Origin of the sequence: Streptomyces sp. NBC_00414 (assembly GCF_036038375.1) — a bacterium.
GTDB lineage: Bacteria > Actinomycetota > Actinomycetes > Streptomycetales > Streptomycetaceae > Streptomyces.
Window position 1 is genome coordinate 22870 of record NZ_CP107935.1, and the last position, 16077, is coordinate 38946.

Below are 16077 nucleotides of genomic sequence, written 5' to 3' on the forward strand. Positions count from 1 at the left end.
GAACATGTGAGTAGCGGGGCCTGCTCGGTCCCCTCGGAGCAGGAGCTGTGACTGAGCGCTTCAGTTGGCCCCTGAGCGTTGTACTTGGCCCGGCTGAGCGTGATGGTTGGCCGGACCGTTTTCTCGTCACTCCACAGCGCGGCCGATGACTTTGCGGCCCCCGGCCGGTCCAAGCTCGTGACACCCGAGGAAAGGACACCGCCATGTCGGAGCTTCTCGTCGACTTCATCACCTCCCTCGACGGCTATGCATCGGGAGAGGGGTGGCCCGGGTTCTGGGGCCTTGAGGGCCCGGAGTACCTCGCATGGCTCGGCGGGCAGCCCGAGGCCGCCTATCTGATGGGAGCGAACACCTACCGCCTGATGTCGGGCTTCGCCGCAGGCGAGGTCCCCCATGGCCAAGACGAGTTCAGGCCTGAAGAGGAGGCGTCCGTCGACGAGCTCACGCAGGCTTCCAAGGTGGTGTTCTCCTCCTCTCTCAAGGAGCCACTGGCGTGGGCCAACTCCACGCTCGTCCGCGACGACGCTGTCGAGGCGGTCCGCGTCATGAAGTCGAGTGGCTCAGGGCTCCTCACCACGATCGGCAGCCTCAGCCTGTGCCGGTCCCTGCTACGAGCCGGACTCGTCGACCGTTTTCGGGTCGTGATGTTCCCGGTGATCACCGGGGCCACCGGCGAAGAACGCATCTACGACGGTTATCCGGACGTTGCCCTCGAGATGATCGAGCACCGCACCTTCGACGGCCGCATCCAGCTGGTCGAGTACAAGCCCCGCGTGCTCGATCACCCGCCGCTCGGCGTCCCTGCTTGACGTTGCCCCGCCCGCCGGTCCGAACGGCCGCCAGGCCGACGCCGGCGGACAGCCAACGTCAGGGCGCCCGGCCCACCTGGCCCCGAGCCCTCGCAGATCAGCCCAGGCACGCCCTCCCAGGCCGCGGTCTGCACAAAGAACCACCTTCCGGACACGGATGCGCCGCTGGACGCTTCCCTGGGCAGAGCCTCGCGAGCTGAGCCCTCTCCATGGCCGACGGGACCAACTGAAGCGCTCAGTCATACCAGTCCGTCGGCGGGGAACAGCCGCCCCGTGCGCGCACCAAGGCCCACTAGGGTCCGTCTTCAAACGGATCTTGCCCAGAGCAGGAATGACGCGAGTGTGACCGCTGCTTCGCAGGAGGTGGCGGTCTTGTCGTATCGGGTGGCGAGTCCGCGGAAGCCTTGGAGCCGGTTGAAGCAGCGTTCGACGACGTTGCGTTGACGGTAGACCTGCCGGTCGAACGATGGTGGCCGCCCGCCGCGACTGCCGCGACTGTGCCGGTGTCGCTGCTGGTCGGTCTTCTCCGGGATGGTGCATGCGAGGCCGCGTTTGCGCAGGTAGGCGCGGAACCCGCGGGAGCTGTAGGCCTTGTCTGCGATGACCTGGTCAGGCCTGCAGCGGGGGCGGCCCGGTCCGGTGCGCGGGACATGGATGCGCTCCAGAAGAGGTCGCGCGCAGATGCTGTCGTGGCGTTGCCCTGGGGTCACCAGGACGGCGAGCGGGCGCCCCTTGCCGTCGCAGGCGAGGTGGATTTTGGTGGTCGGTCCGCCTCGGGACCGGCCGAAGGCGTGATCGTCCGGTTCGTCCGGCCTGTTGATCGATCGGCAACCGGGTCTCGGCATCCACCAGCAGCGTCCCGTAGACGTCCGCGTACAGCGCGAAGTCGTCCCCGCCCAGAACCCGCGGGATCGCGGCCGGCGGCAGCGGCAGGCGCATCAAGTGGAACAGCACGCTGGTCCGCGACAGCGGCACTCTCAGGATGTGTAGGAGCCGGGCCCCGCCGCAGCCGGTGAGTAGCACCCCGGCCATCTCCACCCGCTGCTGCAGCAGCGGGCTGCGGCGCTGGTAGCGCACAGTCAGCCCCTCGACCTGCTCTGCAAACGTCCGTCTGCCGCACTCCGGGCTGTCACAGAACAACCGCCGCACCGACAGCCCGGTCATCTCCGGGCGTCCTCCGACAGCGACATCGGCCAGCGCGCGGCCATAGCGACTGTGCACCCGCGCAGAACCGCAACCGCAGTCCGGACAACACCGCCGTCAACTCGCGGATGCAGGCAGCGATGCGGACCACGCCTCCCACCACCCACACTCGTTCCACCCGCACCGCATCAAGGTGCGGAGACAGCATCCGTACGAGGTCACCACACTCGCTGACAGTACCGCTTCCTGTGACGGAGCGTCACCGGCGCACGGTGGCACACCCCGGGGTTACCGAAATCTTGCCAGGTCCACTTCAGCAAGTACGCCGACACCGCCTGCCGGAGTCACTGGACGAGCTGCGCGGGCCGACCCATGGTGGCGTGAAGCTGCCGCTGCACATGGCCCGGTCCGGGATCAGGGCCCCTTGCATGATCGACGTCTGTGCGGATTCATCCGGGCCGGACGGTGACGATCTGCCGCACCAGTGCGCAGAGCTCACCAGCCGGGTCGGTCAGCTCCACGTCGACGACCGTCGATCTTCCGAGGCGAGCAATACGGGCTTCAGCCGTTGCGGCGCCGTGGACGGGCCGAAGGAAGTTGGTCGAGGACTGCATAGTGGCGGGAGCAGCGGTGGGATCACCGCTCGCGAGGACGGCCACAACGGCGGCGCTGATGTCGGCAAGCGCCATCAGCGCGCCGCCGTGCACACCGCCGCCGATCGTGGCGAGGTCGCCGCTCTCGGATAGGCGGGCGACGACGCGGTCGGGTTCGATCGTTGAGAAGGTGACGCCCAGGTACCGGGCGAAGGGCACGAGGTGGTGGATGGTATCGGTGGTGATGGGCGGCGTGATGCTCATGCTCATGTCTCCAGTGCTGAGCCGTGGTCGTTGAGGTGTTGCCGAAGGGTCGGTAAGAGGTCCGCGGTGCGTCGCTGGAGGTAGCCGGCGAAGTCAAGTTGGTCGCGGAGGGATCACCCCTGGTGGACGAGGTCGCCCCTACGCCGTGTCGATGCGTTGGATGCAGCTGGCGAACTAAAAGACTCGGTTGGCCTGCGCTGGTCTGATAAATGTGACGCCGTCGTCGGCGACGACGGCGTCCCCGATGGCAACGGGAACAGGGTCCAGGGTGGAGGTCCGTACCGGCGGGACTACGGGCGGTACCAGCGCGGCCCGGAAAAGGCCGATCCGAGACTCAATAGCGGGAGGCCGGTGTGCCGCAATTGCGCGGTGTCCCGGTGGGCGCCCCACAGCACGATTCCGGCGAGCGCGGCTTCCGCAAGCCACAGATCGGCGATGCGCCTCTCCTCGCGCCTGCCTCCGTTGTCGACGACGAGGACGTCGCCCCTGCCCGACTCAGCGATCACTTCGAGGACCGAGTCCACGCTGCCGAGGTGAGTCACGGACCGCGCGGATCCAGAAAATAGTGCGCCCGGCAGGAGCGGCCGAAGCGACGGCGGCGCCCACCTCACGGGGCGATCCACACGGACGGACACATCCGCGATCGCGGCCGTCGGCACCTGTTCGTCTCCGGCAGCAATGGTGCTCATGACGGGGTCGCTGTGGGGTGGTCGGCGAGCTCTCGGATGACGCCGGCGACATCGTCCAGCAGATCGACGGGGCAGCCCCAGTAGTCGTAGATCCCACCGTGATCACTGTTGCTGCCGCACACGACGAACAGTCCGGTCCCCAGACGCTTCTTCAACTCGGTGGCGAGCCAGCCGACGAAGCCGCTGTTGTCGAGGCCGGGTGGGAAGTGGAAGGACAGCAGACCGAATCGTTCTCTCCCCTTGTCACTCCCGTCGTCCGGGCGAAGGGCGCTCCAGCATTCGTCGTCGCGGATGACCGCGAGGACGTGCTCATCCAAGCGGGGCAGCAGGTACACGCCCGTTGCGTGAATCAACATTCAAGCTCGGCGTTCCAGTCCTGCCAGCAGCGTGAGCCCACCTTCGATCACACGGTCGAACGCTGCCTGGCTCCGGTCTGCGCGAGCAAGAACGTGCGCTCCTTGCACGATGGCAATGATCGTGGCAGCAACGGCCTCGGCGGAGAAGTCGTCTCGCAGCTCCCCTCGCGCTTGCCCGTCGATCAGCAGATGTTCGATGCGTCGGCGATACCAGGCCAGGCTGTCCGCCACCGGCCCCCGCAGCCGCTCGTTCTCCAGCACGGCGTTGTCAAGGGTCATCCGCCCGAACCGGCAGCCTTTCTGGCCGTCGCGCGGCTTGCTCAGATAGCTCTTGACGCTTCCAGCTGGTGATGGCGTCTGCTTCAGGTAGTCGTCCATTGCACGCTCGAGTTCGGCACTGTTGCGGAGCATCGCTTCGGCCGCGACGTCGGCCTTGGTCGGGAAGTGGTGGTACATGCTTCCCTGTCCGACGCCCGCGCGCGCTCGGATCTCCGCAGGGGTGGTCGATGTGTAGCCCTGCTCCCACAGCAGCTCCCGGGTGGCCTCGACGAGACGCTCTCGTGAGCTGGCAGCCGGGTGGTGGCGTTCCGTGCTCTTCACCTGGTCGGTCCCTCCTTGCAGGCCGGCAGCTCTTGCCGTTCTGTACCTACCTGCAGGTACAGTATCAGCATGGCAAGGACGGGACCGGGGGCAACTCCTCGATCGTGCGGGTACCGCGGCTGGACAGGATGAGGCCGGATGCCGTCGCGGGCTTCGGTGGCGGCCCAGCTCTCCAGCAGCTGCAAACGCTCCCGAGCCGACTCGTCGGCCGGGTAGTAGACGAACAGGCTCAGCGTCGTGGAGTCGGGCAGCGCGAGCGCCTCGAACCCGAAGTCGAGGTCCCCGACCACCCGGTGGCGGAGGACCTTGCGGCCCGTGCGGTGGTACTTCACGTCGTGGACGGCCCACCGGCGGGAGAAGTCGTCGCTGCGCGTGACGAGCTCGCCCACGAGATGGGAGAGGCGCCGATCCGCCGGGTTCGCGCCGACGTCGCCACACAGGACGGCAACGACATCGTTGGCGGTCTGCCCCCAGTCGACGTAGAAGTCGCGTGCGAGCGGGTCCAGGAACGCGGACCGGGCATTGCTGCCGTCCGCGATCCGGCTCTGCAAGAGATCGGAGTAGAGGGCTTGCGCGAGCGGGTTAGTTGCAATGATCTCGAAACAGTGGTTGCGCGCCCACGCCGGAAGTCCCTGCATCGAGTCGATGATGGTCCGCAGTCCGGGGCGCAGAGCCGGTCGCGTAGCGCGGGCGCCGGATCTACGCGTCGAGCTGCGGGCCGCCCGCGCCAGGTCGTGCAGGTGAGCGGCCTCGGCGTCGTCAAGTTGCAGCGCAGCCGCGACGGCGTAGAGGACCTCGTCGGAGACGCCGGTGAGGTTGCCGCGCTCGATGCGCACGTACCGGTCCACGGACATGGATGCGAGAACCGCCACCTCTTCGCGCCGCAGCCCCGGCACGCGTCGTCCGCCGCCCGTACCGAGCCCGGCCTGCTCGGGCGTGATCCGGGCCCTGCGCGTGCGCAGGAACTCGGAAATCTCGGTCCGAAGGTCCATGCCCCACCGCACGCGGCGCCGCCGCCTTGTGGGAGGTAGCACCAGTACCCCGATCAACAGCCACTCCCGCACCACCTCACTCAAGAGTCTGATGGAGACATGGACACAATCACTCTCAACAACGGCGTCACCCTCCCGGCCCTGGGTTTGGGTGTCTATCAGAGCTCACCGGAGGAGACCGCCGAGGCGGTGGCGACCGCGCTCGAGCTGGGCTACCGCCACATCGATACGGCCGCCGCGTACTTCAATGAGAAAACGGTCGGAGACGGCCTGCGCCGAGCTGCACTCCCCCGGAATGACGTATTTGCCGAAACCAAGGTGTTCCCGAGCGACTACGGGCTCGATGAGACTGCGGCGGTGCGGAGACCGACTGCTGGGCAGATGCGGCGCCTGCACGGCACTCCGACGCCATGAGGTGCAGGAACGTGACTGCACCGTCCCACGCCCCAGAAGAACACGACCTTCCACAGAGGCTGGCCCGGTACATGTCAGCTGATCGTTCGCACGTCGATTCGGCAGAATTCATGACCGATCGAGTTCATATTGTTCCGTTGCAGGGCGGTCGTTGCGTCCCGGGTTGATCACCGAGGTGCTGCTTTGGCGTGACGGGCAGCAACTCCGCCGCGCCTGCCGGGGTTGGGGCGGGCATGAGCCAGCATCCGCACCAGCGTGACGAATACACATCCGGCGTGCGAGCCGAACTCCTCGGCGCCTACTGGCAGGACAGCCCGCCCTCGTGCACTACCGACTGCCGCTGGTGCACCGAGATGCAAGAAGCCGGTCAAGACGCCGCGCGCGAAGACAGTACCTGCGTTCCCGAGGCCGCCGTCGGGCCGGCTCCCGCCTCCCCTGCCCGGGGCTCCACGGGCATGACCGGCAGTGTCACCGGATCGTGCGCCCCGTCTGCGAACCCTCAACGGGAATGACGCGTCGCACCTGGTGCTGAGGGCCGTGGTTCCAGGAGCCGGTGCGCAGGACGGCCGACACCGTCGCAGCGATGATCCTGACGGTGGCGGAGACGATCAGCACCGCTCTCGCCGCGACCGTCCACCGGCTTGTGCCGGGAACGGCAGCCGTGTTCTGTGCAGTCCGTCTGAGCCCGCTCCTTCAAGCCCGTCTCGCGGAAGAAGTCGGCACTCATCCGGATCTAGTCGCTCTTCTCAGGGCATGGCGAGCGAAACGTCGTCGTAAACGACACGGATCTCTTCCTTTCTACAGAGGTCAGGAACACCCCACAGGGCAGGGTCCCATGATTCCACCCTCCCTACGATCGACCACTTCCCGCAAATAAGTCCAAGGTCACCGAACCTGCAAACCTTGATGGCGGCACTCGGATTAAGCAACCCTTGCGGCGGGACTTCAGGTGTTTCCAAGCGCGGACCGAAGAAGTACACGAGCACGATACCCTTACCGTCCGCCCTGGCCGCCACACCCAACGCGTATCCGTGATCGCGAAGAGACACTGCGAAGGTATCCCCCGGGGGGTATGGCAACTTTCGGGTCACACCCAGCCACATTGCCCTGGGTACCATTTGGCAAAGAATTTGCCAGCGACATCCATGTACTTGTTGTAGTTCCGATTCCTCACATTAACTCCGGATGCCCTTCTCACACCGGGCAGCGTAGGACGCCTATTCTGAATCCAAACGATCTAGGCGTGTCGTTCAGACGAAGGCCAAGGGCAACGTCACTTCCATCATCAAGCCGACCCGCCTGAAGCGCGTCCGTTAACTCCGTCGGCTCCCGGTGATTGGCGCTGCACCTTCTCGTGCAGCGCCAATGTCGTACGTGCTGCACGGACTGCAACAGCCGTGCGTAGATCTCGCCCGGAATGTCGCAGATCTGCGATGTCATGCAACCGCCGTTGCCTCGGCGCTGACCTCGGTGTAGCAGCTGCTGCACTCGCGGTTGCTGCACGACAGGGCTGGCCTGCTGCCCGTGCCTAATTCCGGGGGGCACGAGGCCCCCCCGGTGCCGTTCAGGTGTGACCGTCGGCGTCATTCGGCCCAATTGTTGCCGCAGGTGGGGCTGGTGACCCAGCGGTGCGAGCTGATGGCGTTGTTCACCGTGACACCACTGCTGAATTCGTCGTCGGAGAGGTTGGACGCGAACCACTCGCTGCGGGCCAGGCAGATGTAGCCTCCGGTCCACGTGCTGGTCCCGTTGAAGAACTGGACTTCGAGATCGGTGCCCGCGTTGAGGATCGACGTGGCCTTGTTGGTGTCTCCGCCCTGAAAACTCCCTGAGCTGTCGCCCCAGTTGGAGTCCGAACCCTTGGCCTTTCCGAGGAATCCGATGCAGTTGGCGGAGTCATAGGCGTACATGTAACCGGCATCCGGTTCGCCGTACCACGCGTCGTAGCAATCCGCGGCCGCGGCCGCGTGCGCGGTAGAGACGGGGAGCGCAGTTCCGAAGGCGGCCATGGCCATGACGGTCAGGGCGGCGGCGAGGTTTCTCATGGGGACTCCTTGTAGATTGATGCTCTCCGTGACCGTCCGGTCACGGGCGTCTGGGCAGGGGTATGAGTAAGCTTCAAAGGCTCCGTGCCCGCGCGAGGGCGGACATCCTCATCTGCCGGTACGCGGTGAATTCCGCCGCGTAGTCGCGTGCCATTTTGTTTCGGTATTCCATCTCCAGGGCACGCGCGGTCTTCCCCAGGGATGTCCGTTGGGCGCACGTGGCCTCTGTCACGGCCAGAGCGGATTCGGATCGCAGGGCCTGTGACTCGCTCATGCCGCGAATCAGGTTTTCCCGTTCGCGACGGATCGCGTCGGGGCTCTGGAAAGGCCGGCCAGCTGCCTTCATGCAACGTGACCACGCTGCCACCGTGTTGGTCAGACGTTTGTCCCGGAGGATGCGCGGAACGTACAAGGGCGTCAGCGAGGTCACGGCCTTCTTGGCGCGGAACCAGGTTGGATAGTCGCCGTAGAGTTCTTCCCTGGCCTGGGCGTAGCAGCCGTCGCGCGGGGTGCGGACCGAACCGCCGGACGGCAGTTCGGCAGTGATGGTGCCGGTGAAGTTCCCGTCAAGCGCCCTGGAGTATCGGACGCGTTCCTTCTTGGGGAGCGCGTTGGCGTAGGTGATGTTGGGGTGATCGCTGTGGGTCTTCATGGCTGCGGTGTCGAAAGGCCGACCGTAGCCGTACTGGCGCGCCCAGCTGATGTCGTCCACGACGTAGGCGCCGACTTTGCGTTCCGCGACGCTCGCGACTGGGACGGGCCAGTAGCGGAAGCCCTGGCGCTGCATGCACTGCAGGACGAGGTCCTGCTCCGCGCGGTCTATCTCCACTTCTTCTGCGGAGGTCAGGTCCCGGAGTGGTGCTCCCCGCGCGGAGGCAGCGTCTTTCTGGTGTGGCCGGCCGGCGTCCGCAGGGCTTCCAATGTCGGTGCTGCTGCACCCGGCAGCCAGACAAGAAAGGAAGGCAACTGAAAGGAGCATTTTTTTCTTCCTGCGCACTCCGTGCCCCTCATTCCTTCGGAATGACTTCTGATTTCTTCTAGGACTTTCTCTGCGGGCGTTCCGCGTTTTCGTTTCAGAAATGTAGAGGGTGGCGAGGGGGCTAACTTTGTCGTCCGTGCAGGGAACTTGGTCAGTCGTGCATCACCCTGCGGGTGAGGTCACCGCCACGGCCGGTGTCAGCCCCGCACGACGGGGACAGTAGCCCGGCCCGGTCGCTGAGTGTGCCGGTCGTTTGACCCACAAAGAACAGCCGCCGGAATACGGGCAAGGCGGCGGTCGAGACCGCCTCTGGTTTACTGCCGCGACCTTGTTGAGCTCGACTGCCGCTGCCGCGGAAACCACGAGAAGCCGCCCTACGAGTCCGTCAGATCCGTGGCTCGCAGCGAACTCACAGGTCACCGCAGAGCGCGCGATGTTATGCAGCCGCTGGGACGGTCCCACGGACGTACTGCTGGCCGCGAGCAGCAAGTGTCGGGGAGGCAGTACCGTCCGAGCAGTGTGCAGCAGCTGCCCGTCGCTGCGTGGCCGAGGCCGGCCTGCTGCCCGTGCAGCACCCGTGTGCCGCCTGGCCCATGCAAATACTGCGCCCCAGTCGCAGCACCACCCCAACCACCATCAGGGATCAGCTCCGCGACGTCGTCGCGGAGCTGGAGATGGCGATCAGGGCGCGCTGAGGCAGGCCGTAGTCGGGCGCAGCTGCGCCCGGACAGGTATTTCGCGTGCGAGACAGCCCGTGCCGGCGTCGACGGCGCCGTGGATCGCGGCCCGGGCGCAGGCGACCTCCAGGAACCAGTACGCCTGCGCGCGGGAGATACCGAACTCCCTGTCGCAGTACGCCTCCCAGCTCGGGTAGCCGAGGGGTGCCCAGACGCGGGCGGCGAGCACCGCCACAGAGCGCCGTATGTCGTCCATCGCCTCGCGCAGCCCGGTCGTCATATCCCGGGCGCGGGCCGCGGTGAGCGGCGGTCGCGCCGGTTCGGCAACGTGCTCCTGCTCCTCGTTGTGCTCGCCCACGACTCCATCGTCCTCGGGGACGGCGGGAGGACCGGGGCGTGCGGAAGCGCGGGCGCGAGTTCCACTGTCATGTTGCCCCAGACCAGCACCACCGACTCTCACCATTACTGACCCCTGACCGAGAGATCGCAGCCACGGGAACAGACGTCACCACCGCGACCGGCTCGAACCGGACTCGCCGCCGTGTTCTCCCAGGTACGGAGTCTCTGAGCATTTTCAGTACGACCACCGATCAGGTCACGCCAAGGGGATGCGCAACGCACGAGGCTCCCGTGCCGTTGGGGGAGGTGTTCGAAGTCTCAACCCACAGGCACAGGAGCTGCGTTGGTTCCCTATTCTGCCGCACTCGACCTGTCCCATGCCCTGGTCGAGTGGGCCACGATGCTCATCGTCACCCGCGAGGGTGACCGCCGCTGCAAGCTCCCGCCGCAACGGGCCGTGTGCCCCCGGCTGAGGAACGCACAGTTCGCGCTCTCTCGGATACTGGTGTCTTCGCGGGTCGGTTACATGTCGCCTGAATCGTAGGGGCGCAGTGCGTCGGTGTTTTTGTAGGCTCCGAGGGAGACGCAGCCGGCCCGGTCGTTGAGGTGCAGCGTCGTGGTGGTGACACCCCAGCGCTTCGACTTGGACCACTTGCCGTTCTTGTAGAAGTAGCCGTACCGCTTTGCCTGGCCGCTTTGGCTGTTGAGGGAGTTGTAGGGGTTGTTGCGCCGGAAGGAAAGGCCTTCCGTTTCCCGGTTTCCCGCGTAGCCGCACTGGTCGTTGTCAGTGAACAGGTAGGCGGTCCAGCCCAGGTTGGGGGCCCTCATGTAGGCCGAGGAGGGCTTGTCCCGTGCGGCGTGGTTGCGCAGCGGGTGGTCAGTGCGGGCCTCGGTGATGGGGAAGACCCAGACCCTGGCGTCCTTGCCCTTGTTGAGGCTGACGTCCTCGTACAGGCACAGACTCATGCTCGGACAGTCTTCCGATCCCTGCCCGAGCAGTTCCTTCACTTCCGGGGCCGCTTGTGCGGTGGCCGGCTCCTGGCTTTCGGCGATGCCCGGCAGGCTGAGCGCGAGGACAGCAGCAGCGATGGCCGTGGTGACCGTGACTCTCTTCATGATCCACTCAACGTTCCGGCCGCCGACCAGTCACCGCGCAACCGGATGTACCGCAGGTCCCTCATACGGTTAAGACCGCGCCATGACCGGCAGGAATACCCGGCAACGGCAGGCGCAGCGGGAGGCGTCCCAGGAGAAGACCAGACGCATCGTGGCCTCGCGGCGGTAGTCGCGTTCCACACGGACGGCGCCTGCCGGGATGCCGCGGCTGGCGAGTTCCTGGTCGACTGCTTGGGCGTAGGGCCAGTGCGGCAGCGAGGCAGGATCCAGCATTCCGGGTGGATGGGGCAGCACCAACTTCTCGCTTCCAGAGCAGATCGGGCCGGTGTAGCCGATGGGCGGAGGTGGGGGGTCAGGAGGCGCGGCGAAAGGTAGCAGCCGGGCCGATCGCACCGGGCCCGAACTTCCTGCGGATGCGGTCGGTTATGGACCGGAGATCGGGGATCGCTGCCGGGCTGCGAAGATTCCTGATCTGCGGGAGTTCGCCATCAAGGGCGACCTCGCAAAAGCGATGGTCACCCGTTGCCTGGCCGGAGGTTCGCCGGCAGCGTGGGTGACAGCGGAGGATCCTACGGCTAGAAGGCGCTGGCCACTTCGATGAACTGGTCGAGCAAATCGTGCACTCACACGTGATCGGCTTCGAGAAATCGGAGTCCTCATAGCCGAGAAGCCGGGGCATAGAGCCGCGATGGACAGGCGTCGCCAGAAGATGATTCGTTGCTACCAGTGCTGCCGGTTCAGCTGGTCCAGCAACGCGCTCTCCGCCCGGCCCGGAGTGCGCCGCACGCCCGCTATCACCGGTGCCGAGAGGGCGGGGTGCAGGGGGCGGGTCAGCCGTTCGAAGCCGTCGGGGATGGCGGACGACGGCGCGATGGTGACACCCAGGCCTTCCGAGACGAGCCTCACCGCGGTCGAGATCTGCGAGGCCCGGCCGACCGTTGCTGGAGCGAGCCCGTGGCCGGAGAGCAGGCCTGCCAGATATTCGTCGAGTTTGCTGGTGCGTTTGAAGCGCACCCACCCCTCGGCGGCGAGGTCTTCGAGGAGGAGCGGCTCGTGCCGGCGAAGTAGCGGGTGGTCCTGCGGCAGGACTGCGACGTACGACTCCGTGCCGAGCGTGTGGATGTCGAAGGTGCATCCCGGTGGAACGTCGTGCACCAGGAGCATGTCGAGGGTGCCCTGGCGTGCGAGTCGCTCCATGTCCGCGGGATCGGGTTCCTCGTGGATCGTGACCTGCAGGTGCGGGTGTCGACGGCGTAGCTCGCCGAGCGCGCGAGGCAGCTGACGGGTCCCGAGTCCCATGTGGACAGCGATGATCATCTCGCCTGTCAGGTCACCGTCGGCGGCGCGGGCCGCAGTGAACGCGCGCCGGGAGGCGGTGGTGGCGATCTCTGCCTCCGCGAGGAAGGCCCGCCCCGCCACCGTCGGCGTCATTCCCTGCCGGGTCCGCGTGAACAGACGCACTCCCACCTGCTTCTCCAAGGCGCCGATCTGCTGGGACAGAGAGGGCTGGGTCAGTCCCAGACGCTCGGCCGCCACCGTGATGCTGCCCTCCTCGGCCACGGTCAGCGCGTACTCGTACTGCCGCACGTTCATTCAGCACCGCCTCGTCACATAGAAGCTTCCTATAGGGAACATACCAAGAAGCTCTTTGCGCCTATGTCTGGCGCATGACTACCTTCTGGACCGCAAGCGGCATGTGTGTACCGACGTGAAGGAGAGAAAATGCGTCTCGCCGACAAGGTCGCCCTGGTCACGGGCGGAGGAGCGGGCCTCGGCCTGGCGATCGCCGAGAAGTTCGCCGAAGAAGGTGCCCATGTCTACATCACGGGGCGGCGTAAGGAAGTTCTCGACGACGCGGTGGCTTCCATCGAAGGCCGTGTCACGGCGGTCGCCGCCGACTCCACGTCGTCGAGCGATCTCGACGGTCTGATCGAGACGATCCGCGGGGACCGAGGACGCCTTGACGTGCTCGTCGCCAACGCGGGCATGATCGAGCGGGTCGACTTCGGCGACGTGACCGAGGCTCACTTCGAGCGCACGTTCGGCATCAACGCGCGCGGGACGATGTTCACCGTCCAGACGGCGCTCCCCCTCATGCCGGTCGGCGGCTCGATCATTCTGGTGGGCTCGATCCAGGGCTTCAAGGGTCTCCCCGGATCCACTGCCTACAGCGCCGCGAAGGCGGCGGTGCGCTCCTACGCGCGCGTATGGGCGGCCGAGTTCGGCGACCGCGGCCTTCGGGTCAACGTGCTGACCCCAGGACCGTTCGACACAGCCATCATCGACGGGCAGGCCGCGTACTTCGGGCAGGACCCGGCGGTCCTGCGAGCCGGGATGGCCGCACACGTTCCCCTGGGACGCCTCGGGCGCCCCGAGGAACTCGCCAGTGCGGCCCTGTTCCTCGCCTCGGACGACAGCAGCTTCATGACAGGGGCCGAGCTCTGCGTCGACGGCGGCATGGGGCAGGTATGACCATCGCCATGCACATCCCATATCAGGGGCGCGCAAGGCCGCCCGTAACCAGTTTGCCTCTGCCCGGGCAGCACCGAGGACTCGTGCCACCACCCGTGATCCGCTCAATGAACAGGAGCAACAAGCATGACAAGTAGGCCAGGGGTTCGCCACGGTGACGCAGCGCCGCGAAGGAACGCCGACGCGAGACTGGCGGGAAAGGTCGCGCTCGTAACGGGCGCGTCCAAAGGCATCGGGGCGGCCATCGCGCGGGAGTTCGCTACGGCCGGAGCGTCGGTCGTCGTCAACTATGCCTCCAGCCCTGCTGACGCCGAGCGAGTGGTACAGGACATCCAGGATCGAGGAGCGAGCGCAACCGCCGTGCAGGGGGATGTATCGGTGCCGGCGGACGTCGAACGCCTCTTCGCCAAGACCATGGACGCTTACGGCCGATTCGACATTCTCGTCAACAATGCCGGCGTGTACTACCCACAGCCGCTGGAAACCGTCACGCAACAAGAGATCGACCGACAGCTGTCGGTCAACCTGACCGGGCCGATCCGTACGATCCAGGAGGCTCTCAAGTACTTCGGGCCCGACGGTGGCTCCATCATCAACATCGGATCACTGGACAGCGCCCGCGCGGTACCGGGAATGGCGGTGTACGCCGCGACGAAGGGGGCCATCGACGCCTTGACACGCGTCTTGGCCGCCGAGCTCGGCCCTCGCGGCATCCGGGTGAACACCCTGGCTCCAGGCGGTGTTGAGACAGAGGGTATCCACGCGGTCGGCTTCATCGGCAGCGACGCCGAGACAGGCATGATCGAACGCACTCCCCTGGGCCGTATCGGCCAGCCCAGAGATCTGGCACAGGTGGCGGTCTTCTTCGCCTCCGACGAGGCCGCATGGGTCACCGGAGAGCGCCTCACCGCCTCCGGAGGCCTGCGAACCTGATACACCCTCGACGCAGGCCATAGGCCCGTGCCGCGAAATCCAGCGGCGCACATCCCTCGTGTCGAACTCGCACTGAAATGACGTCAAAGCCGGAACGTACCAGCACTGCCAGATGGTGCGGGTTCGGCAAGCGAGACGAAGAGGAGTACGCAAGGAACCGACGTAACTACGTCCTTCAATCCCGACACCTGACCAGATCCGCCAGTGGCTCTGTCGATGACGAAGAGCAGCACTTCTCTGGCAGGTCAGGAGGTGCTGCCCGCGCCGAACGTCCACGGCATCGGACAGCAAATCGGTGGTGACCGGCGAGACTCCGTCGACCGCCCCGTCCGGAGCTCGGGGGAAAAGCGGTGGCTACGGGCGCAGGTGACAGCCGGTACGGTCCGTCGCCGGGTACCGGCAGGTGCCTCCCGTTCTTGTCGACAACGACATCCCGGCGAAGTAGGTGCCATCCGCGGTCGTCAACAACCGCTGTGTGAGACGTCGATAAAGCCAGCCTCGGCCTGGGCACCGGGCCAAGGCCGACGCGTGCTGGTCGAGCCTGAGACCCCTGCGGCCTCGCCGGCCGGCCGTGTCGCGCCGAACTCGGCGGAGGCGAGGACAGAGTCCAGTCGGGCTCGCGTGGTGGCAAGGTCCCGCATGTGCTCGTCGAGGCGGTCCCGCTCCGCACGAAGCCGGGCGATCATCTCCGGGCCGGCGATACCGGTGTGCACGCACGGCAGGAACTCCACGATCGTCCGGCTGCTCAGCCCGGCAGCGTAGAGGAGCTGGATCCACCGCACCCGCTCGACCGTGTCCGGGGGGTAGAGGCGCTGCCCGCCTGCGCTGCGGCTCGACGCGATGAGCTGCTGCTGCTCGTAGTAGCGCAGCGCCCGCGTGCTCACTCCCGCGGCCGATGCCACCTCGCCGATACGCATCCCGTCGCTCCCTCTGCTCCGCATGCCGCTGGGTCCCGATTGCTGCCGGGCCGTCCCGGGGTTCGTCACCCGACTTGCCTTTGACGTTAACGTCAACTTTTACACTCCGGAAGCCGGGCATCAGCACCGGCGGAACCGACCATGACGGAGTAGGACCTCATGAGCACTGACGACACGACACCCGACGGCCTCATCCCCGCCGCCATCCTCGCCTCGGACACGCCGGTCGCGGTATATGGATACGCCCGGGCCAAGGCGGGCGAGGAGGGCCGGATGCTGGGCGAGATCCAGGCGATCATCGGCCTCACCCGTAAGGAGGACGGATGCGAGCAGTACGTGGTGCACACCACGCCGGACCGGCCGGGCGCCTTCGCCTTCTACGAGCGCTGGTCCTCCGGCGCCCACCTGCTGGCGCACGTTTCGCAGCCGTTCATGCAGACGTACTTCGCCGCCATCGCGGACCTGGTCGAGGGGGAACTGGAGGCCCACTGGCTGCACCCCCTCTCCTGACCCACGGCACACGGCTGGCCCCGCGCCACGCGGGGCCAGCCGCATCCGGATCGCCGTCCGCGGTGGCGCGGCATGCGGGCAGAGTATGGCTGCTGGCTGGGCGTACGAAAATGCCCCGCCCCCCGGTCGTGCGGGGTAGGGCGGGGCTGTTCGGCTATCTGGTCCACCACCCCGGACGACTGCACCGGAGGGGTGGCGGACTGCCGCGAGAATTCCACGTCAGCCGGGC

The 16077-nt window shown here is 66.6% G+C and carries 18 protein-coding genes and 3 pseudogenes; 7 read left to right on the forward strand and 14 right to left on the reverse strand.

The genetic code is table 11. The annotated features are described in order from the left end of the window. Positions 1-203 precede the first annotated feature (203 nt). Positions 204-809, forward strand: a complete 606-nt coding sequence (locus OHS59_RS00130) for a dihydrofolate reductase family protein (RefSeq protein ID WP_328491317.1) — start codon at positions 204-206, stop codon at positions 807-809. 305 nt (positions 810-1114) lie between these two features. On the opposite strand, the pseudogene OHS59_RS00135 reads toward OHS59_RS00130, so the two are convergent. The 6 genes and pseudogenes from OHS59_RS00135 to OHS59_RS00160 all read right to left on the reverse strand — a co-directional run. Beyond that, positions 1115-1600 (reverse strand): annotated as a pseudogene (locus tag OHS59_RS00135) (IS5 family transposase); the annotation flags it as partial. Between the two features lie 801 nt (positions 1601-2401). Beyond that, entirely contained in the window at positions 2402-2809 is a 408-nt protein-coding gene (locus tag OHS59_RS00140) for a PaaI family thioesterase (RefSeq protein ID WP_328491318.1), read from the reverse strand. A gap of 290 nt (positions 2810-3099) precedes the next feature. Then, entirely contained in the window at positions 3100-3498 is a 399-nt protein-coding gene (locus OHS59_RS00145) for a hypothetical protein (protein ID WP_328491319.1), read from the reverse strand. After that, positions 3495-3854 (reverse strand): DUF6196 family protein, encoded by a 360-nt coding sequence (locus tag OHS59_RS00150; RefSeq protein WP_328491320.1) that lies wholly within the window; start codon positions 3852-3854, stop codon positions 3495-3497. The genes OHS59_RS00145 and OHS59_RS00150 overlap by 4 nt, the downstream gene beginning before the upstream one ends. Next, positions 3855-4454 carry a TetR/AcrR family transcriptional regulator gene (locus OHS59_RS00155; RefSeq protein ID WP_265651981.1) on the reverse strand — a complete coding sequence of 200 codons (600 nt, stop codon included), beginning with the start codon at positions 4452-4454 and terminating at the stop codon, positions 3855-3857. Then, entirely contained in the window at positions 4451-5446 is a 996-nt protein-coding gene (locus OHS59_RS00160; protein ID WP_328491321.1) for a helix-turn-helix transcriptional regulator, read from the reverse strand. Before OHS59_RS00160 ends, OHS59_RS00155 begins: the two co-directional genes overlap by 4 nt. A gap of 99 nt (positions 5447-5545) precedes the next feature. On the opposite strand from OHS59_RS00160, the gene OHS59_RS00165 reads away from it, so the two are divergent. Then, complete coding sequence (locus tag OHS59_RS00165) at positions 5546-5860, forward strand: aldo/keto reductase (protein WP_328491322.1); 315 nt, start codon at positions 5546-5548, stop codon at positions 5858-5860. 746 nt (positions 5861-6606) lie between these two features. Here the strand turns inward: OHS59_RS00165 and OHS59_RS44400 are convergent. The 4 genes from OHS59_RS44400 to OHS59_RS00180 all read right to left on the reverse strand — a co-directional run bounded on the left by OHS59_RS44400 (position 6607) and on the right by OHS59_RS00180 (position 9919). Beyond that, complete coding sequence (locus tag OHS59_RS44400) at positions 6607-6978, reverse strand: Imm26 family immunity protein (RefSeq protein WP_443061355.1); 372 nt, start codon at positions 6976-6978, stop codon at positions 6607-6609. A gap of 465 nt (positions 6979-7443) precedes the next feature. Further along, positions 7444-7905, reverse strand: coding sequence for a hypothetical protein (locus OHS59_RS00170; protein WP_328491323.1), 462 nt, complete (start codon positions 7903-7905; stop codon positions 7444-7446). A 73-nt stretch (positions 7906-7978) separates the two neighbouring features. Then, positions 7979-8734 carry a hypothetical protein gene (locus OHS59_RS00175; protein WP_328491324.1) on the reverse strand — a complete coding sequence of 252 codons (756 nt, stop codon included), beginning with the start codon at positions 8732-8734 and terminating at the stop codon, positions 7979-7981. Between the two features lie 831 nt (positions 8735-9565). Further along, positions 9566-9919: a hypothetical protein gene (locus OHS59_RS00180; protein ID WP_328491325.1), complete on the reverse strand. Its 354-nt coding sequence runs from the start codon at positions 9917-9919 to the stop codon at positions 9566-9568. Positions 9920-10243: 324 nt separating this feature from the next. Between OHS59_RS00180 and OHS59_RS00185 the strand changes: the two are divergent. Then, positions 10244-10360 (forward strand): annotated as a pseudogene (locus OHS59_RS00185) (IS5/IS1182 family transposase); the annotation flags it as partial. A gap of 62 nt (positions 10361-10422) precedes the next feature. Here OHS59_RS00185 and OHS59_RS00190 read toward each other — a convergent pair. Continuing rightward, complete coding sequence (locus tag OHS59_RS00190) at positions 10423-11016, reverse strand: hypothetical protein (protein WP_328491326.1); 594 nt, start codon at positions 11014-11016, stop codon at positions 10423-10425. A 69-nt stretch (positions 11017-11085) separates the two neighbouring features. Further along, positions 11086-11289 (reverse strand): hypothetical protein, encoded by a 204-nt coding sequence (locus tag OHS59_RS00195; protein ID WP_328491327.1) that lies wholly within the window; start codon positions 11287-11289, stop codon positions 11086-11088. A 169-nt stretch (positions 11290-11458) separates the two neighbouring features. Here OHS59_RS00195 and OHS59_RS44405 point away from each other — a divergent pair. Beyond that, positions 11459-11585: pseudogene (locus tag OHS59_RS44405) on the forward strand (IS701 family transposase); the annotation flags it as partial. A gap of 151 nt (positions 11586-11736) precedes the next feature. On the opposite strand, the gene OHS59_RS00200 reads toward OHS59_RS44405, so the two are convergent. Continuing rightward, entirely contained in the window at positions 11737-12609 is an 873-nt protein-coding gene (locus OHS59_RS00200) for a LysR family transcriptional regulator (protein ID WP_328491328.1), read from the reverse strand. A gap of 129 nt (positions 12610-12738) precedes the next feature. Here OHS59_RS00200 and OHS59_RS00205 point away from each other — a divergent pair, with 129 nt between their 5' ends. Both OHS59_RS00205 and OHS59_RS00210 read left to right on the forward strand, forming a co-directional pair. After that, positions 12739-13488 (forward strand): SDR family NAD(P)-dependent oxidoreductase, encoded by a 750-nt coding sequence (locus OHS59_RS00205; protein WP_328491329.1) that lies wholly within the window; start codon positions 12739-12741, stop codon positions 13486-13488. A 126-nt stretch (positions 13489-13614) separates the two neighbouring features. Further along, complete coding sequence (locus tag OHS59_RS00210) at positions 13615-14421, forward strand: SDR family NAD(P)-dependent oxidoreductase (RefSeq protein ID WP_328491330.1); 807 nt, start codon at positions 13615-13617, stop codon at positions 14419-14421. Between the two features lie 461 nt (positions 14422-14882). On the opposite strand, the gene OHS59_RS00215 is transcribed toward OHS59_RS00210, so the two are convergent. Then, positions 14883-15338, reverse strand: a complete 456-nt coding sequence (locus tag OHS59_RS00215) for a MerR family transcriptional regulator (protein ID WP_328491331.1) — start codon at positions 15336-15338, stop codon at positions 14883-14885. A gap of 159 nt (positions 15339-15497) precedes the next feature. On the opposite strand from OHS59_RS00215, the gene OHS59_RS00220 reads away from it, so the two are divergent. Beyond that, entirely contained in the window at positions 15498-15848 is a 351-nt protein-coding gene (locus OHS59_RS00220; RefSeq protein ID WP_328491332.1) for a putative quinol monooxygenase, read from the forward strand. Positions 15849-16077 lie beyond the last annotated feature (229 nt).